At 45.4% G+C, this 17,401-nt stretch carries 13 protein-coding genes; 9 read left to right on the top strand and 4 right to left on the bottom strand.

Annotated elements, in window-relative coordinates; genetic code table 11:
- Window positions 1-4: 4 nt before the first annotated feature.
- Together feoB and BT112_RS21605 are read left to right on the top strand one after the other, a co-directional pair.
- On the top strand, window positions 5-2,104 hold the full coding sequence (gene feoB / locus BT112_RS07365; protein WP_072316742.1) for a ferrous iron transport protein B: 2,100 nt from the start codon (window positions 5-7) through the stop codon (window positions 2,102-2,104).
- 29 nt (window positions 2,105-2,133) lie between these two features.
- Window positions 2,134-2,268, top strand: a complete 135-nt coding sequence (locus BT112_RS21605) for a FeoB-associated Cys-rich membrane protein (RefSeq protein WP_139276055.1) — start codon at window positions 2,134-2,136, stop codon at window positions 2,266-2,268.
- Here the strand turns inward: BT112_RS21605 and BT112_RS07360 are convergent.
- Window positions 2,265-3,089: a ZIP family metal transporter gene (locus BT112_RS07360; protein WP_072316706.1), complete on the bottom strand. Its 825-nt coding sequence runs from the start codon at window positions 3,087-3,089 to the stop codon at window positions 2,265-2,267. The genes BT112_RS21605 and BT112_RS07360 overlap by 4 nt on opposite strands.
- Before the next feature lie 3 nt (window positions 3,090-3,092).
- Window positions 3,093-3,746, bottom strand: coding sequence for a metal-dependent transcriptional regulator (locus BT112_RS07355; RefSeq protein ID WP_072316705.1), 654 nt, complete (start codon window positions 3,744-3,746; stop codon window positions 3,093-3,095).
- 326 nt (window positions 3,747-4,072) lie between these two features.
- Here BT112_RS07355 and BT112_RS21600 point away from each other — a divergent pair, with 326 nt between their 5' ends.
- On the top strand, window positions 4,073-4,306 hold the full coding sequence (locus tag BT112_RS21600) for a hypothetical protein (RefSeq protein WP_139276053.1): 234 nt from the start codon (window positions 4,073-4,075) through the stop codon (window positions 4,304-4,306).
- A 40-nt stretch (window positions 4,307-4,346) separates the two neighbouring features.
- Here the strand turns inward: BT112_RS21600 and BT112_RS07350 are convergent, their stop codons facing one another.
- Window positions 4,347-5,321 carry a polyprenyl synthetase family protein gene (locus tag BT112_RS07350; protein ID WP_072316704.1) on the bottom strand — a complete coding sequence of 325 codons (975 nt, stop codon included), beginning with the start codon at window positions 5,319-5,321 and terminating at the stop codon, window positions 4,347-4,349.
- Between the two features lie 236 nt (window positions 5,322-5,557).
- Here BT112_RS07350 and BT112_RS07345 point away from each other — a divergent pair, with 236 nt between their 5' ends.
- From BT112_RS07345 to BT112_RS07330, 4 genes are all read left to right on the top strand, one after another.
- Window positions 5,558-6,199 (top strand): TetR/AcrR family transcriptional regulator, encoded by a 642-nt coding sequence (locus BT112_RS07345; protein WP_072316703.1) that lies wholly within the window; start codon window positions 5,558-5,560, stop codon window positions 6,197-6,199.
- 50 nt (window positions 6,200-6,249) lie between these two features.
- Window positions 6,250-7,587, top strand: coding sequence for a TolC family protein (locus tag BT112_RS07340; RefSeq protein ID WP_072316702.1), 1,338 nt, complete (start codon window positions 6,250-6,252; stop codon window positions 7,585-7,587).
- A gap of 32 nt (window positions 7,588-7,619) precedes the next feature.
- Window positions 7,620-8,792: an efflux RND transporter periplasmic adaptor subunit gene (locus BT112_RS07335; protein WP_072316701.1), complete on the top strand. Its 1,173-nt coding sequence runs from the start codon at window positions 7,620-7,622 to the stop codon at window positions 8,790-8,792.
- Between the two features lie 128 nt (window positions 8,793-8,920).
- Complete coding sequence (locus BT112_RS07330) at window positions 8,921-12,433, top strand: efflux RND transporter permease subunit (protein ID WP_072316700.1); 3,513 nt, start codon at window positions 8,921-8,923, stop codon at window positions 12,431-12,433.
- Window positions 12,434-12,638: 205 nt separating this feature from the next.
- Here the strand turns inward: BT112_RS07330 and BT112_RS07325 are convergent, their stop codons facing one another.
- Window positions 12,639-12,995: a toxin-antitoxin system YwqK family antitoxin gene (locus BT112_RS07325; protein ID WP_072316699.1), complete on the bottom strand. Its 357-nt coding sequence runs from the start codon at window positions 12,993-12,995 to the stop codon at window positions 12,639-12,641.
- A 398-nt stretch (window positions 12,996-13,393) separates the two neighbouring features.
- Between BT112_RS07325 and aspS the strand changes: the two genes are divergently transcribed.
- Together aspS and BT112_RS07315 are read left to right on the top strand one after the other, a co-directional pair.
- Window positions 13,394-15,142 (top strand): aspartate--tRNA ligase, encoded by a 1,749-nt coding sequence (gene aspS, locus BT112_RS07320; protein ID WP_072316698.1) that lies wholly within the window; start codon window positions 13,394-13,396, stop codon window positions 15,140-15,142.
- Window positions 15,143-15,563: 421 nt separating this feature from the next.
- On the top strand, window positions 15,564-17,360 hold the full coding sequence (locus BT112_RS07315; protein WP_083564829.1) for a chloride channel protein: 1,797 nt from the start codon (window positions 15,564-15,566) through the stop codon (window positions 17,358-17,360).
- Window positions 17,361-17,401: the final 41 nt, after the last annotated feature.

Genomic DNA, 17,401 nt, shown 5'->3' with positions numbered 1-17,401 from the left:
CCTGATGAACAAGCAGATAAAGGTAGCGCTTATCGGTAACCCGAATACGGGTAAAACCTCGGTTTTCAACCAACTCACCGGTCTGAACCAGAAAGTAGGAAACTATCCCGGCATCACCGTAGAGAAAAAAGAAGGCGTATGCAAGCTTTCCCGAGGGGTCAAAGCACACATCCTGGATCTCCCCGGCACCTATAGCCTCAACGCTACCTCACTGGATGAGAACCTGGTTATAGAGTTGTTACTCAACAAGAAAGACAAAGATTACCCGGATGTTGCGGTGGTCATTACAGATGTGGAAAACCTCAAGAGAAATCTCTTGCTATTCACGCAGATCAAAGATCTGAAACTTCCCACCATCCTGGTCATCAACATGGCTGACCGCATGGACAGAAAAGGGATTTCCCTCGACGTGGCACTTCTCGAAAAAAAACTCAACACCAGGATTGCGCTGGTAAGTTCCAGGAAAGGCACCGGAATAGATCGCATCAAAGAACTTATCCTTGATTATCGCAGCTTATCTACCGAACCCTGTGTCAATGCCTCTGCTATAGACCGCACTTATTTCGACAGTCTCCAAAATGCATTTCCCGACCAGGATCTGTACAAATTATGGCTGGTCATCACCCAGGATGCCAATTTTGCCGACCTCAACCGGCATACCGTCCCGGATACCTCTTCGTTCAATACCAAATCGCGCTCGGAACTCAAGAGATTACAGCAAAAGGAGGCTATACACCGGTACCAGTTTATAAACAATACACTCAAGGATACCTACACAACCGATATGCATGCCGCAAAAGGACTCAGAGCCTCACTGGACCGGATTCTGACGCATAAGGTATGGGGATATGTTATCTTTTTCGGGATCTTACTGCTCATGTTCCAGGCTATCTTTAACTGGAGTGCATATCCGATGGACTTTATAGACGAATCGTTTGCATCACTCAGCGAATGGGCCAAAGGTATATTACCTGCCGGTGTTTTTACCGACCTGATCTCCGAAGGCCTGATTCCCGGTATCGGTGGTGTTGTTATTTTTATTCCCCAGATTGCTTTCCTGTTTCTATTCATCGCCCTGCTTGAAGAATCCGGTTACATGAGCCGGGTAGTTTTTCTGATGGACAAAGGCATGCGGCGTTTCGGGCTGAGCGGGAAGAGTGTTGTGCCTTTAATATCGGGGGCAGCATGTGCTATCCCGGCCGTTATGGCTACCAGGAATATCGAAAACTGGAAAGAACGGTTAATTACTATACTGGTCACCCCTTTTATGACATGTTCTGCAAGGCTCCCCGTATATCTTATCATTATCGCACTGGTCATCCCCGATAAACGTGTCATGGGACTCAATTACCAGGGATTGATGCTTATGATATTATATCTGCTCGGATTCCTTGCGGCCGTGGGATCTGCTTATGTTCTGCATAAAATACTCAAAACAAAAACCAAACCCTTCTTTGTTGTAGAAATGCCCAACTACAAGATCCCGCTGTTGAAAAACGTGGTGATTACCGTAGTGGAAAAAACCAAAAGTTTTGTTTTCGGTGCCGGTAAAATCATACTGGCGATCTCTATTATCCTATGGTTCCTGGCATCCAACGGGCCTTCCGAACGGTTTGACAATGCCGAGGAGATCGTAACCGAGCATCACCAGGGAACAGTGATCAGTGAAGAGGAGCTCCAAACCGAGATCGCTTCCTATCAGCTCGAAAATTCGTATATCGGGATCGTAGGCAAAGCCATAGAGCCAGCCATCAGACCTTTGGGATACGATTGGAAAATAGGTATTGCCCTGGTCAGTTCTTTTGCAGCCAGAGAAGTATTCGTAGGTACTCTGGCCACCATATACAGTGTGGGTAGTGAAGAAGAAGACACCATAAAAAACCGTATGGCCAAGGAGATAAACCCGGCTACTGGCGAAAAATTGTTTAACCTTGCTACAGGAGTATCCCTGTTGCTCTTTTATGCTTTTGCCATGCAATGTATGAGCACTGTAGCTATCGTAAAAAGAGAGACCAACGGATGGAAATGGCCTATTATACAACTGGTCTTTATGAGTGCCTTTGCTTATATCACAGCTCTTATTGCCTACCAGGTGTTAAAATAAATAAGCTGTTAACTAAAAATAATATGACTATGCCCGACATTCAATCCATATTAGTCTATATCGCCCTTGGTATTGCCATAGGTTTTCTCGTTTGGAAATTTATACTTCCGAAGAAGAAAAGCAAAAAATCCTGTGGTAACGGCAGTGACTGCGGCTGTCATTAACCCAAAGCAACGTCTAAAGACATCATGATAATAAATCCTCCTATAAAACCAAGGGTTGCAATATCGGTATATTTATCCTGCTGGGTTTCGGGAATTACTTCCTCTACGACCACGAAGATCATAGCTCCGGCTGCAAAGGAGAGTGCATAGGGCAAAACCGGTGTAAAAAAGGAAACTGCAAAAGCTCCCAACACGCCTGCCATAGGCTCTACGATAGCCGAAAGCTGGCCGTAGAAAAAACTTTTTTTCCGGCTCATCCCTTGCCTTCGCAGTGGCATGGCTACGGCTATACCTTCCGGAAAATTCTGGATCCCTATCCCCACCGCGAGAATCACCGCACCGGCAATCGAGGCTTCCGGAATCCCGGCTGCCACTCCTCCGAAAAGCACACCTACGGCAAGCCCTTCGGGAATATTGTGCAGCGTAATAGCAAGTACCAGTAAAGTCGTACGATGCCATCCGGTCTGCACACCTTCTGCTTTGTTTTCCTTAAAATTAATATGCAAATGCGGCAAAAGCCGGTCCAATGCAAAAAGAAATGCAGCTCCCATAGCAAAACCCGCAGCAGCCGGCAACACTTTTTCAAAGCCTTCCCCCTTGCTCATGGCTATGGCAGGAGCCAGCAGGCTCCAAAAACTTGCGGCCACCATAACCCCACCGGTAAAGCCAAGCATTCCGTCGAGTACAACGCGCTTCATTCCTTTAAACAAAAATACCAGGGCAGCTCCGGCGGCGGTAACCAACCATGTGAATGTCGTAGCTACTAACGCCCCCATCACGGGATCGATCGACTCAAAATAGGTAATGACCTTATCAAACATAAATTATAGTTTTTTTACATAAAGATTATTGGCTGCAAGCGAAGAAATATGGATAGCAGTATCCCCCACCCGGATAGCTATAGAATTATCGAAAGGCTCTTTGCCCAGGACGGTCAATTCCTTTCCGAGGGAAACCTCGAGTCTATCCAGGTACTGCAGAAACGCTCTGGAGGAATTTTTCACCCCGACACAGACTCCTTTTTCACCCGTTTTTAGTGTCGCCAGAAGTACCTTGGCAGACGCCTGTATGTTCCCGTCCTTATCCGGTATGGGATCGCCATGCGGATCGACCGAGGGAAAGTCGAGAAAAGCATCGAGCTCTTCGATAAGCTTATCCGATTTTACATGCTCCAGTTGCTCTGCGACATCATGCACCTCATCCCAGGAAAAATTGAGTTTTTCTACCAGGAAAAGTTCCCATAACCGATGTTTCCGGATCACACTGATCGCGTAGAGCCTGCCATCTTCCGTGAGGTTAGCTCCCTGATAACGCTTGTATTTCACCAATCCCTTGTCCGCAAGTTTTTTTATCATGTCGGTTACAGAAGAAGCCTTGGTTGCCATAACCTCAGCAATGGCGTTCGTAGAAATTGCTCCTTTGGCATCTCTTCCCAGATGATATATGGCTTTCAGATAGTTTTCTTCGGAGAGCGTCATGAAATTTTGTTTACACAAAAATACATTTTAATTTTATTAAATAAATTTTTAGCTCTGTCTAAAATTAACTTTAAATACAAGTAAAAATATTGCACTTCATAATTCCGTATGTACAAACCTTTTTAACCAATATTGCATTTAAAAAATAAACTTATGAAAACACGCTGCTCTTTGGGCCTGCTTCTTTCCTTATATTCCCACGCTACAATAATCCATAAAGAGTCCATTCAGGGAACTATTACACATGAAGGACATCCCCTTGACTATAATTACCATTCTTCTCTAAGGTACGGGCAAAGGCACTATGACCGATAACAAAGGATATTATGAGCTCAAAACCCCTCCCGGAAAATATACGCTCGTCATACAGACCCTGGTACACAAGGCTATACGTAAAAAAAATCGTGGTGGGAGTTCACAATACTATTACCATGAACTTCGAATTGCGGGAAGGCATACTCGGATTGGATCAGGTTATGGGGTCTGCCTCCGGAAACAGGTTAAACGCAGGCGACCTCCTTCGGTTTCTTTACGGGCCATTTCCACGATGCCACCCTTAACCTCAGCAAACTACGGTATATACGTCTTCAGAAAGAGAGATTATACCTTGCGGTTCATCAGGTTTCTGCCAAAAGCGAGGAGTACCTCTTTCTTTTTTTCATCCAAAGACAACGATGCTATACTACCGAAAGCCGTTTCCGTATACTCCTGAATGGCTTCACGAATCTTATCCGTAGCCCCCGAGGACACAAAAAGTTCTTTGACGGTCCTGATCTTTTCTTCCGTATCAGCAGGAGCGATTTCGTATAAATTCTGTAGCAGATCCGCATCGTCCTCTTCGAGGTTTTCCAATGCCGTGATATAGAGGAAGGTCTTTTTATTCTCCATGATATCTCCCCCGATCTGTTTTCCGAAGGTCTTTTCATCTCCGAAAGCATCGAGGTAATCATCCTGTAACTGAAAAGCCGTCCCCAGGTGAAGCCCGAAATCGTATATCGTTTTGGCCTCTTCTTCCGTGGCCCCGGCAATGAGAGCCCCCATCTGCATCGCAGCACCCACCAATACTGCAGTTTTATACTGTATCATACGCAGGTACTCCTGCAAGGTCACATCGGTACGCAGTTCAAAATCCACATCATATTGCTGGCCTTCACAAACTTCTGCTGCCGTTTTATTGAATAGCCGGATAAGTTTCACTTGCAATTCCGGAGCATATCTTTCGAATAGCGTATAACTCTTTACCAACATAACATCTCCCGATAATATCCCCGTGTTCAGATCCCATTTTTCATGTACCGACGGCATTCCTCTCCGCATAGGGGCATCATCCATAATATCGTCATGCACCAGGGTAAAATTGTGGAATACTTCGATGGCCAGAGCCGCATCCAGGGCTTTTTTGTAATCGCCTCCAAAAATATCCGCAGCCAGTAATGTGAGTACAGGTCGAAGTCTTTTCCCTCCGACCCTGAGAATATAATGCATAGGGCCGTACAATCCTTCTGGTTCGCTACTAAAAGGATAGTCTTCGAGATAGGCTAAAAATTCTTCCTGGTACTGCGATATGGTAAGCATATATACAATTTTGGGCTAAAATACACCACTACCTACAAACGACAAAAGCAAATCTGTAGAATTGAACATACCTTCTCTAATGATTTTCTTCCGGGACAACACCAATACTCCTGACAAACTGTTGTCACCCCGCCGCCTTTATTTTGCCAGGAATAACAAATTCCGACTCAGATACAGAAAACTTTGGAAACTTTTATTGTTTCAAAAGTTTCTTTGCCTATCTTTGCCTCGAAATTATGAAGGAAAAAATCACAGAAAAAGCAACAGAGATGTTCCTGAACATAGGTTTCAAGAGCGTTACTATGGATGATATCTCCAATGAAATGGGAATATCAAAAAAGACTGTCTACCAGTTTTTCAGGAATAAATCTGACCTTGTCGCACATTCCTGCAACACTATCCTCGACACCATATCTAAAGATATCGAAGAAGTCGAAAGCTGGAACCTCAATCCTATCGAGGAGATGTTCGAGGCCCGGAAGATCATACTCCGACGGCTGAAAAACGAAAAGACATCGCCTGTTTACCAGTTAGAAAAGTATTATCCGAAGATTTACGAGACGCTCCGTAAGGAAAGATTTGAAATGATGGACGGCTGCCTGATCGACAATCTCAGGAAAGGTATCGAGCGGGGATATTACCGGGCCGATATAAATCCTGTAATCATCTCCAGGATATATCACAACGGGGTAACAGGACTCAAGGAAAAGGAGTTTTACGATCAGCACATTTATCCGGTTCCGTACCTGATGAATGTATTCCTGGAATATCATATAAGAGCCATAGCTACCCCCAAGGGTATCGATACGCTCAGCGACATCCTGGTTAAGGACAGAAATAAAAGTTCGATGATGCCACCGTCTGCCATCGGGCTGTGAACAGAACACCATAAAACTTATTACAAAACAATAAAAAGACAATACCTCTTATGAAACACATCTTCCCACTGCTCATTCTCCTCCTTTCGGCAGGTGTCACGGCACAGGAAAAACGGAGCTTTTCCCTGGAAGAAGCCATAGCTTTTGCCCTGGAGAACAACCGGACCGCCATTAATGCGGAGAAAGATATTGAAATAGCTAAAAAACAAAAATGGGAAGCCACGTCTACCGGTCTTCCTCAAATCAGTATATCGGGAGAGTACCAGAACAACCTGAAGCAACAGGTTTCCCTGATCCCGGCCGAGATCTTTGGAGGAGAACCCGGAACTTTCGAAGAAGTTATCTTCGGAACCAAGCACAACGTCAACGCACTGGCCACATTGAGACAGAAAATATTCGACGGTTCGTATATCGTGGGGTTGCAATCGGCCAAAGTGTTTTTGGAGATCTCCAAGAATACCAAAAAGAAGACCGATCTCGAAGTAAAAAAATCCGTAATCAATGCGTATGGCAACGTATTACTTACCGAAGAGAACATAGAAATCCTCGAAAAGAACAAGGATATCCTTGAGAAGAATGTTTTTGAAACTCAGAAAACTTTCGAGAACGGACTTGCCGAAGAGGAAAGTGTAGAACAGCTACAGATTACCCTTGCCGGTGTAGAAAGTGATCTTCAGAACAGTCTTCGCCTGCGGGATATTGCTTATAAAATGCTCAATGTTACGATCGGTGCTCCCATAGAAGCCGAACTTACTCTCACGGACGACTTGGATGACCTGGCCGTAAAGAATACGGTTCCCGGTCTGATGGAAGAGACCTTTGATATGGAAAACAACATCGATTTTAAGATTGCCAGCATCAACACCAAGTCGCAGGAATTATTACTGAAGAATGAGAAAAGTAAGGGACTGCCTACGCTGGACGCTTATATCAACGGTGGATATCTCGGTTTTGGTAATGACTTTAATTTCTTTAAGCGCGAACAGGAATGGTTCGGGAATTCCATGATAGGCCTGAGCCTGAACGTACCGGTATTCAGTTCACTGGGAAGAAGCGCAGCGACACAACGTATGAAAATAGAACTGGAAAAAGCCAAAAATGACCTTAAAGAAACGGAACAACAACTACAGCTCGAAATAAGGCAGGCCAAAAGCAACTACCAGTTCTCTCTGGAACAATACCAGACCAGGAAGAGGAGCCTGGAACTGGCAGAACGCATTGAGCGTAAAAACCGGATAAAGTTCACCGAAGGGATGTCTACCAGTTTCGACCTCAGACAGGCGCAGACCCAGCTCTATACTGCACAGCAGGAATACCTGCAATCGATGCTGGATATCATAAACAACAAGACCGAACTCGAAATGGTCCTGCATAACGCTAACGAATAAACAAACATACAGAGACACTCAAAAAAGTAATTATGAAAAAATTATATATAACCGTTTTAGGCATTGCATTTCTAACCTCCTGCGGGGGCGGAGGCGGAAACAAATCCGTAGATAAAATCATCGAAAGCGGTTCGCTCAACGAGATGAAATCCAAACGGAGCGAGATCGTACAGCAAAGAGACGAACTCTCTGCCCGGTTGTCACAACTGGACGAAGCCATATCCAAGCTGGATACGCTTCACAAACTCGCATTGGTATCTACGATGCGCGTTAAGGACACGCTTTTTAATCATTATATCGAAGTGCAGGGTAATGTCAACACCAAACAGAACATTGTTATCAATGCCGAATACAGCGGTATCCTCACCGAAGTATATGTCAAAGAAGGACAGGATGTTCAAAAGGGACAGCTTCTTGCCAAAATCGATGATGGCGGGCTTTCACAACAACTGGCCCAGGCCGAAGTGCAGGCCAGCCTTGCCAAGACCACTTACGAGCGGCAAAAACGACTTTGGGATCAGAACATCGGGTCGGAAATACAGTTCCTGGACGCCAAAACTTCTCATGAAGCCCAGGAAAGAGCTATTGCCCAGCTCAAGGATCAGATCCAGAAAACACGGGTCACAGCACCTTTTGCCGGTACCATTGACGACATTATTACCGACCAGGGCTCTGTGGTGGCTCCCGGAAATCCCCTGATGCGTATTGTCAGCCTCAAAAACATGTATATCGAAGCCGAAGTTCCGGAGAAGTACCTGCCGAGTGTTTCCAAAGGCACTGAAGTACAGATCGATTTTCCTGTTCTGGACAAGACTGTTTCCTCCAAAGTAAGGCAGGCCGGAAATTACATCAATCCCAACAACCGTTCCTTTAAGATCGAAGTTGATGTGCCCGACACAGACGGGGATGTAAAACCCAACCTTACCGCCAAGCTCAAGGTTTACGATTACTTTAAAAAGGACGCTATTCTTATCCCCCAGAGCCTTCTTTCAGAAAACGCCAAAGGGGAGCAATATGTCTATGTCGCCGAGAAAAACGGAAAAGATAGCGAAGGCATTGCCAAAAGGGTCATCGTTACCCCGGGCAAAACCCAAGGCGATATTATCGAAATACTGGATGGCCTTTCTCCCGGTGATCATATTATCAAAGAAGGTGCAAGAAGCGTAGAAGAAGGACAGGTGGTAAAGATCATTGCAGAAAAATAGCAGGCTTCCGGTGTTCCTGAATACAGCGCTGCAAAAGCAGGTTGTACCGCACAGGAGTACGGCGGCATACCCATAATATATCCAAAAAGAAACCTTACCTGAACTCCGGGTAGAAACGTGCAGACCAAATGGATGACAAAAACAACAACAAGGAATTTGCCATGTCCTCATGGGCGATCAACAACAGAACTATTATATATGTTGTTATCGGTATCATATTTTTCGCAGGACTATCGGCATATTACAATATGCCAAGGGAAAGTTTTCCCGAGGTTAAAGAAACCAAAATATACATCAGTTCCGTATATCCGGGAAACACTGCCGAGGATATTGAAAAACTGATTACCGACCCACTCGAAAAGGAACTTCGCAATGTCAGTAATGTCGTAGAGATCACGTCTACTTCACAGGAAGATTATTCGATAATTACCGTAGAGTTTGACGAAGACATCTCCGTAGATGTGGCCAAACAAAAGGTAAAAGACAAGGTAGACTCGGAAAAAGCCGATGAAGACTGGCCCACATTCAACGGTGCCAAAGTAGAGCCTAATGTGTTTGATCTCAACTTCTCTGAGGAAGTCCCGATACTCAATGTTAACATCAAAGGAGATTACCCGGTAGAAAAGCTCAAGGATTTTGCCGAATACCTGCAAGACGAAATAGAGACTCTCCAGGAAATCAAACAAGCTGACATCCGCGGGGCTCAGGACAAAGAGGTGGAAGTTGCCGTAGACATTTATAAGATGACAGCGGCAAAAGTAAGCTTCGACAATGTTATCAATGCCATCAGCGGAGGTAACGCCACCATTTCGGGGGGCAACCTGATCTCCAGCGGGCAGCGAAGGACCATACGGGTTCTCGGGGAGATTGAAAATCCTAAGGAGCTCTTAAATTTTGTAGTCAAATCCGATGAAGGAGCCGTGTATCTCAAGGATATTGCCGATGTATCTTTTAAAGAAGAAGACAAGACCACCTACGCCCGGGAATTCGGGGAAAACGTAGTCATGCTCGATGTTAAAAAACGTGCCGGGAAAAACCTTATCGATGCTACCGAAGGTATTTATAAAATCGTTAAGCAAACCCAGGATGATTATCTTCCCAAGGATGTAAAGCTTTCTATCACCAACGACCAGTCTACACAGACCCTCAACCAGGTAGATGATCTGGTTAACAACATTATTTTCGGGGTCATCCTGGTTGTTGGGGTACTTATGTTCTTTTTAGGGTTCCGGAATGCGCTTTTCGTAGGGTTTGCCATCCCGATGTCCATGCTCATGTCGTTTATGATTGCACAGATGCTGGGCTTTACCATGAATACCATGGTGCTCTTTGCCCTGGTTATGGGACTGGGAATGCTGGTAGATAACGGTATCGTACTGGTAGAAAATGTTTATCGTCTTATGGACGAAGAAGGCATGAGCCGTGTAGAAGCTGCCAAAAAGGGTATAGGCGAGATCGCTCTTCCCATTATCGTGTCTACGGCCACGACTGTGGCAGCCTTTATACCACTCGGAATGTGGCCCGGGGTGATGGGGAAATTTATGATTTACTTCCCGATGACGCTCTCTATCGTCCTGGGGTCGTCCCTGTTTGTGGCGATATTCATGAACTCCATGCTGGTTTCCAACTTTATGGAAATCACCAACCGGGTACTGACCAGAAAAGAACTTATCAGACTTACCCTTGTTCTCGGCATTATAGGCATACCCCTGATGTTTATAGGTGGAAGTGCCAGGGGTATCGGTACCCTGATGATCTTTACGGTTGTCATGTTCTGGACCTATAAATACCTCATCAAAGGACTCGCCAATCGTTTTCAGCGGACATTCCTGGTGTGGCTGGAAGAAAAATACAAAGCTTCCCTGGCTTTCGCACTGAAAGGACGGTGGCCGTATATTTTCCTGGGAGGTACCGTAATTATGCTGTTCGTGTCTTTCATACTGGTTGGCGTAGCCAGCCCTAAAGTAGAATTTTTCCCGGACAACAAACCCAACCAGATCATTGTATATATCGAGTATCCCCAGGGCACCGATATCGAAAAGACCAATACGGTTACCAAAAAGATAGAACAGGATGTGTATAGCGTCCTTAATGATCCTAAATTTATAGATGACGGCTACAACTACATGGTAGAATCTGCGGTGTCCCAGGTAGGTGAAGGTGCCGGAAATCCGCAGACAGATGGCGGTTCTTCTGCAGAGATGCCCCACAAGGGGAAGATCACAGTGACCCTGAGAGAATTTAAATACCGTCGCGGACAAGACAGTGAAGAACTGCGTAAACACGTACAGGAACAACTGGCCGGAAAATATCCGGGAGTGATTATTTCCGTGGAGAAAGATGCCGTAGGCCCGCCTGCGGGTTACCCTATCAACATCGAGATTAAGGGCGAAAACTATGACGAACTGGTAGAAACCGCCGAACACATGCGCGATTTTATCAACGACATCAATATCGCTGGTGTAGAAGAACTCAAGATCGACGTTAACCGTAACAAACCGGTGATGGAAGTTAAGGTAGACCGGGAAAAAGCCGGTGAGCTCGGCGTTTCTGCCGGACAGGTAGGTACCCAGATCCGAAGGGCCCTTTTCGGAGAAAAAGCGGGGGTCTACAAGAAAGCCGGTGAAGATTATGACATCAATGTGCGCTTTAACGAAGAGAACAGGTATAACACGAGTGCGCTTTTCAACCAGAAAATAACATTCCGCGATGCCGCTACCGGGCAGTTGAAGGAGATACCCATTGCAGCCGTGGTTACACAAAGAAACACCGCGTCGTTCAGTGCCATCAAACACCGTGACCAGAAACGTCTGGTTACCGTGTATTCCGCCGTACTCCCGGGGTATAATGCCAACGAGATCGTTACGCAGCTTAAATCGGAACTGAAAAACTTCAGCCTGCCCGAAAAGGATATTTCCTACTCCTTTACAGGAGAAATGGAAGAACAGGAAGAAAACATGCAATTCCTGCTGGGGGCGCTTGGTTTAGGACTCGGACTGATCATGTTACTGCTTATATTCCAGTTTGGTTCTATCTCCAAACCTACGATTATTATGCTGGCCATCTTCCTGAGCTTTATCGGGGTACTTTTTGGCCTGGTAATATTCAATATGACATTCGTAATTATTATGACCATGATGGGGATCATCTCCCTCGCCGGTATCGTAGTAAATAACGGGGTCGTTCTGCTGGATTACACCCAGCTTCTCATAGACCGCAGGAAAGAAGCACTCGGTATGGACGAGGACAGTATGCTAACAAAAGAAGACCTGACCGAAGCCATAGTCACCGCAGGGAAATCGCGTTTACGCCCGGTTATCCTTACTGCGATCACTACTGTACTCGGACTTGTTCCACTGGCTATAGGACTCAATATCGATTTCTTCTCCCTGTTTTCCGAATGGGATCCTAAAATATACGTCGGGGGAGATAACGTAATTTTCTGGGGGCCGCTGGCATGGACCGTAATTTTCGGTCTTACCTTTGCCACGTTCCTCACCCTGGTTATTGTTCCGGTTACATTCTACCTGGTTACCCTCCTTAAAATGTGGATCAGAAACCGCAATGGGAAATCCGGGAATGACCACACGGACGGCGATGATAGCAGCGTACCCGACAGTCCCGACATTACACTGACATAGCACATATACATCATGATAACACCGAAGGCTGCCCCTAAAAGGCAGCCTTCTTTAATGGTTAAACCCGGATATTTCCATAAATTCCGGACGGGGCGATACGATCGGTAGTAAAAGAGTGATCTGTTTCATAAAAAAGAGACTGGTCGGAGTTCCGGCCAGTCTCTTTCTTCATAAATAACTATATACTTAGTATGGCAATAACGTATTATTTATTCAATACCACAGGGCGTGCATCGCTCCATTTGGTAACACTCACGATCTCACTGTTTTCAAAATTCACTTCATTCAGGTTATCAGGAGTCCAGAAAAACCACTTTCCAACCTTTTTCCCCTGATCGTAAGTTCCTGCAGCGATCTTCTCTCCCTCTTCGTTAAAAGCTTTCCAATTGCCATGCGGCTTACCGTCTTTGTAATATCCGGTCTGTGCTATTTTTCCGTTATCGTGAAAATAGGTTGCTTTCACCAGATTTCCTTCTTTTTCCAGAACAGGCTTCACTTCCGTTTGCTGGGCAAACATAAACCCGGAAACCAACAGGGCTGCTATTAGTGCTATATTTTTCATAGTGTAGTTTTTTAAATGATTTATCTCTTAACCTCGTTATAACAAATATAATCAATATTTTACATTAATGAAACATTTACATAACATTAAATTAACATTAAAATTATAAACAACTCATAAAGAAACATATAACAAAGAGGGTCCATCTCCGGGATTTGCTAAAATCAGTTTTCCTGTGTTCATGTATTTGTATAGCACAGTGACTTTCGCATTTACTAAAAAAGCCTTTCCCCGGCTTCACAAAATCATATATCTTCTTACATTTGCATCTCAGATGACGGTCCATCTGCTTATAACGGGCCCGAATGACAGAAAAAACAGTAGAACCCTGTAATTAACAGGGATAAATCAAAGCCATTTCCGATAACAAATACGGATACCTAAATTAACAACATACAATGTACAGAAGTCATACTTGCGGAGAACTGCGACATTCTCATACAGGCCATGAAGTAACCCTTGCCGGGTGGGTTCAGAAAACGCGTGATAAAGGGTTTATGATATGGATAGATATCCGCGACCGTTATGGCATAACGCAACTTATTTTTGACGAAGAGCGCACTCCGCAAAACGTCTTTGAAAAGGCCAAAACACTCGGAAGGGAATTTGTTATCCAGGTTACCGGAACCGTGATCGAAAGAGAATCCAAAAACAAGAATATCCCTACCGGGGACATTGAGATCCTGGTTACCGACCTCCATGTGCTCAACACGGCGACCCTCCCTCCTTTTACCATAGAGGACAACACGGATGGCGGGGAAGACATTCGTATGAAATACCGTTACCTGGACATCAGGCGTAATCCTGTAAAGGACAAGCTCATTTTTCGCCACCAGGTAGCCATGCAGGTACGGAATTATCTTTCGCAGCAAGGCTTTATAGAGGTGGAAACTCCTTACCTCATAAAATCCACTCCGGAGGGGGCGCGGGATTTTGTTGTGCCTTCACGTATGAACGAAGGACAGTTTTACGCCCTTCCGCAATCGCCGCAAACCTTCAAGCAATTGCTTATGGTCGGTGGTATGGACCGGTATTTTCAGATCGTTAAGTGTTTTCGGGATGAGGACCTCAGGGCCGACAGACAACCCGAATTTACACAGATAGACTGCGAAATGACATTTGTAGAGCAGGAAGATATCCTCGGGATTTTCGAAAAACTTACCACGCACCTGCTCAAAGAGATCAAAGGTGTCAGCGTAGATACGTTTCCGAGAATGACCTATGCCGATGCCATGCGCAAATATGGAAATGACAAACCGGACATCCGTTTCGGGATGGAGTTTGGCGAACTCAACGATGTGGCCAAAGGCAAAGGATTTAATGTTTTTGATGCGCAGGAACTTATTGTCGGGATTGCCGTTCCGGGGGCCTCGGAATACACCAGAAAGCAGATCGACGCTATCATAGACTGGGTAAAACGACCACAGATCGGCGCTAACGGACTGGTATGGGTAAAATACAATACAGACGGCACGCTGAAATCGTCGGTAGATAAGTTTTACTCCGAAAAAGACCTGGCACAATGGGCATCGGCTACCGGCGCCAGTCCGGGAGACCTGATCCTGGTCATGGCCGGAGGAGCAGACAAGACCAGGACGCAACTCAGTGCCCTGCGTATGGAAATGGCCGAAAGGCTCGGTTTGCGTAAAGCCGATGAGTTTGCCCCGCTATGGGTTGTCGATTTCCCGTTACTGGAGTGGGACGAAGATACGGCACGTTATCATGCCATGCACCACCCTTTTACTTCTCCGAAACCCGAAGACATCGCACTACTCGATACCGACCCCGGAAACGTCCGGGCCAATGCGTACGACCTTGTCCTTAACGGTAACGAGATCGGCGGAGGTTCTGTGCGTATTCACGACTCGGCCCTGCAGGCCCGGATGTTCGAACTGCTCGGCTTTACAAAAGAACAGGCCGAAGCTCAGTTTGGGTTCCTGATGAATGCTTTCCAGTACGGAGCACCCCCACATGCCGGTATTGCTTTTGGGTTTGACCGCCTGGTTGCTATACTCGGGGGACAGGAAATTATACGCGATTTCATCGCTTTCCCGAAAAACAACGCCGGAAGAGATGTAATGATCAATGCTCCTGCCACGATAGACCAGGAACAGCTCGATGAGCTTCACCTGGTTGTCAAATCCTGATCGGGAAACCGGAAATACGAGAGTACGGGTTTTTGTAGTATCTTTGTACCGTAAAGATTTCTTTTAGAGGAGTAAATGCAGTATTATACAGAAGATGCCGGGGGGCCATACTTTAATGAAGTCCGTATCGCTACGCTATGCCAGATCTCATGCGGCGATAAAAAGAAGAAAAAAAAGAAAAAGTGCTGTAAAAAGTACAAGAAACCGGGCAAGACGCATTGCAAGAATTGCCCTAAACTATCGTTTTAAAATGCTATCCCGGCCAGTGGTTTACCAGCCGGGATTTTTTGTCCCTTTTAAAAAACGTAAAAAACTTGGAATAACCGGGTTAATGTTTTTAATTTTGCGCTCTCTTTTGTCTAACAGGCACATTGTAACGGAATATTAATGTTTAAGTCTTCATTGGGTGGAACAAGATAAAATGCCTAAACAGGAAAGATCACTACTCACCAGGTTTTTGATATGGCGTGCCAAGCATATCTCACAGCGTCAGTTTATTTTTATATTGAGTGTGCTCGTTGGTTTTACTTCGGGTGTGGGTGCCGTGATATTGAAAAACTTCACCCACTTTATTCAGCACCTGCTGGAAGGTAACCTGGTACAGTACTATCATCATGCCTTTTATTTTATATTTCCCATCATAGGACTTACACTTACCTATCTCATTATGAAATATGTGATAAGGCATCCTGTGAGCCATGGTATTCCGTCTACTTTATACGCCATATCCAAACGGAAGGGGATCATGAAGCAGTTCCAGATGGTAGGGTCGATACTCACGGCACCGATCACTGTGGGTTTCGGAGGTTCCGTGGGGCTGGAAGGACCTACCGTAGCTACCGGATCGGCCATCAGTTCTAATATTGCCCGCCTGTTTCACATGAACCAGGCCAACCGTACCCTCCTTATAGGATGTGCTGCGGCAGGTGCTTTATCCTCTATTTTCAAAGCCCCGATTGCTGCTATTATTTTTGCCATAGAAGTTTTTAGCCTGGACCTTACCCTGGCTTCCATGCTTCCGCTGCTTCTGGCTTCCATATCGGCTATTATCACTTCTTATTTCTTTTTCGGTTCGGACAGTTTACTGCCGTTTAAGATTGTCGAAGGTTTTGCCATTCGCGATGTTCCGTTTTTTATTATTCTCGGAGCTGTAGCCGGACTGGTTTCCATATACTTTGCCAAAGTCTACCACAAGACCCATAATTTTTTCGACCAGATCAAGTCACCGGTACGGAAACTCATTATCGGGGGACTGGGTATCGGTGTCCTCGTATTTTTTATTCCGCCACTGTACGGGGAGGGTTTTGATGTGATCAACAATCTCATCAAGGGAAACCCCGAAAAAGCCCTGGTCAATAATTTTTTCAATCTGGAACTGAACAATGTGTGGATCGTCATAGCGTTGCTTGCAGGGCTTGTATTTTTTAAGGTTATCGCCAGTTGCCTCACCTTTGGTGCCGGTGGTGTGGGTGGTATTTTTGCGCCTACCCTGTTCATGGGAAGTATTATGGGGAATTGTGTAGCCAAGATCATCAATGTACTCGGCCTGAGTAACCATGTAGTTTCCGAAAGTAATTTTACTCTTGTCGGTATGGCCGGTCTTATGGCAGGTGTACTGCATGCACCGCTCACTGCGATATTCCTCATTGCCGAACTCACGGGAGGCTACGAACTGTTTATTCCTCTGATGATCACTTCGGCGATCTCCTTTTCCATAACCAAATACTTTATCTCACATTCCGTATATACCATGGAACTTGCCCGGAAAGGTGAACTCATTACGCACAATAAGGACCAGGCCATCCTTACCCTTATGGATATAGATAAGGTTATCGAAACCAACTTCGTCCCGGTTTACCCGGATATGAAGCTGGGCGATATTGTACACAAGGCCGTGGTAAAATCTAACCGGAATATTTTCCCGGTACTCAACGAAAAAGACAATTCACTGGCCGGTGTATTATTGCTCGATGACATCCGCCCTATTATGTTCGACCAGTCACTGTACCAGGAGGTCTCGGCATCTGAAGTCATGCACGATCCGCCTGCGGTTATTCACCTCGAGAAAGACAAAATGACCGAGGTCATGCAAAAATTCCAGGATAGCGGAGCCTGGAATCTGCCGGTTATCAAGGACAATGCCTACATCGGTTTTATCTCCAAATCCAAATTACTGACGGCCTACCGGAGGAAGCTTATTTCTTTCACCACCCGTTAAAGTGGCCTTAAAACCATACGCATCGCATAATAAAACCGTAT

The sequence above is a fragment of the Sinomicrobium oceani genome, from assembly GCF_900119185.1.
In the GTDB taxonomy this organism is placed as follows: Bacteria; Bacteroidota; Bacteroidia; order Flavobacteriales; family Flavobacteriaceae; genus Sinomicrobium; species Sinomicrobium oceani.
This window is presented reverse-complemented; position numbering and strand designations above follow the sequence as displayed.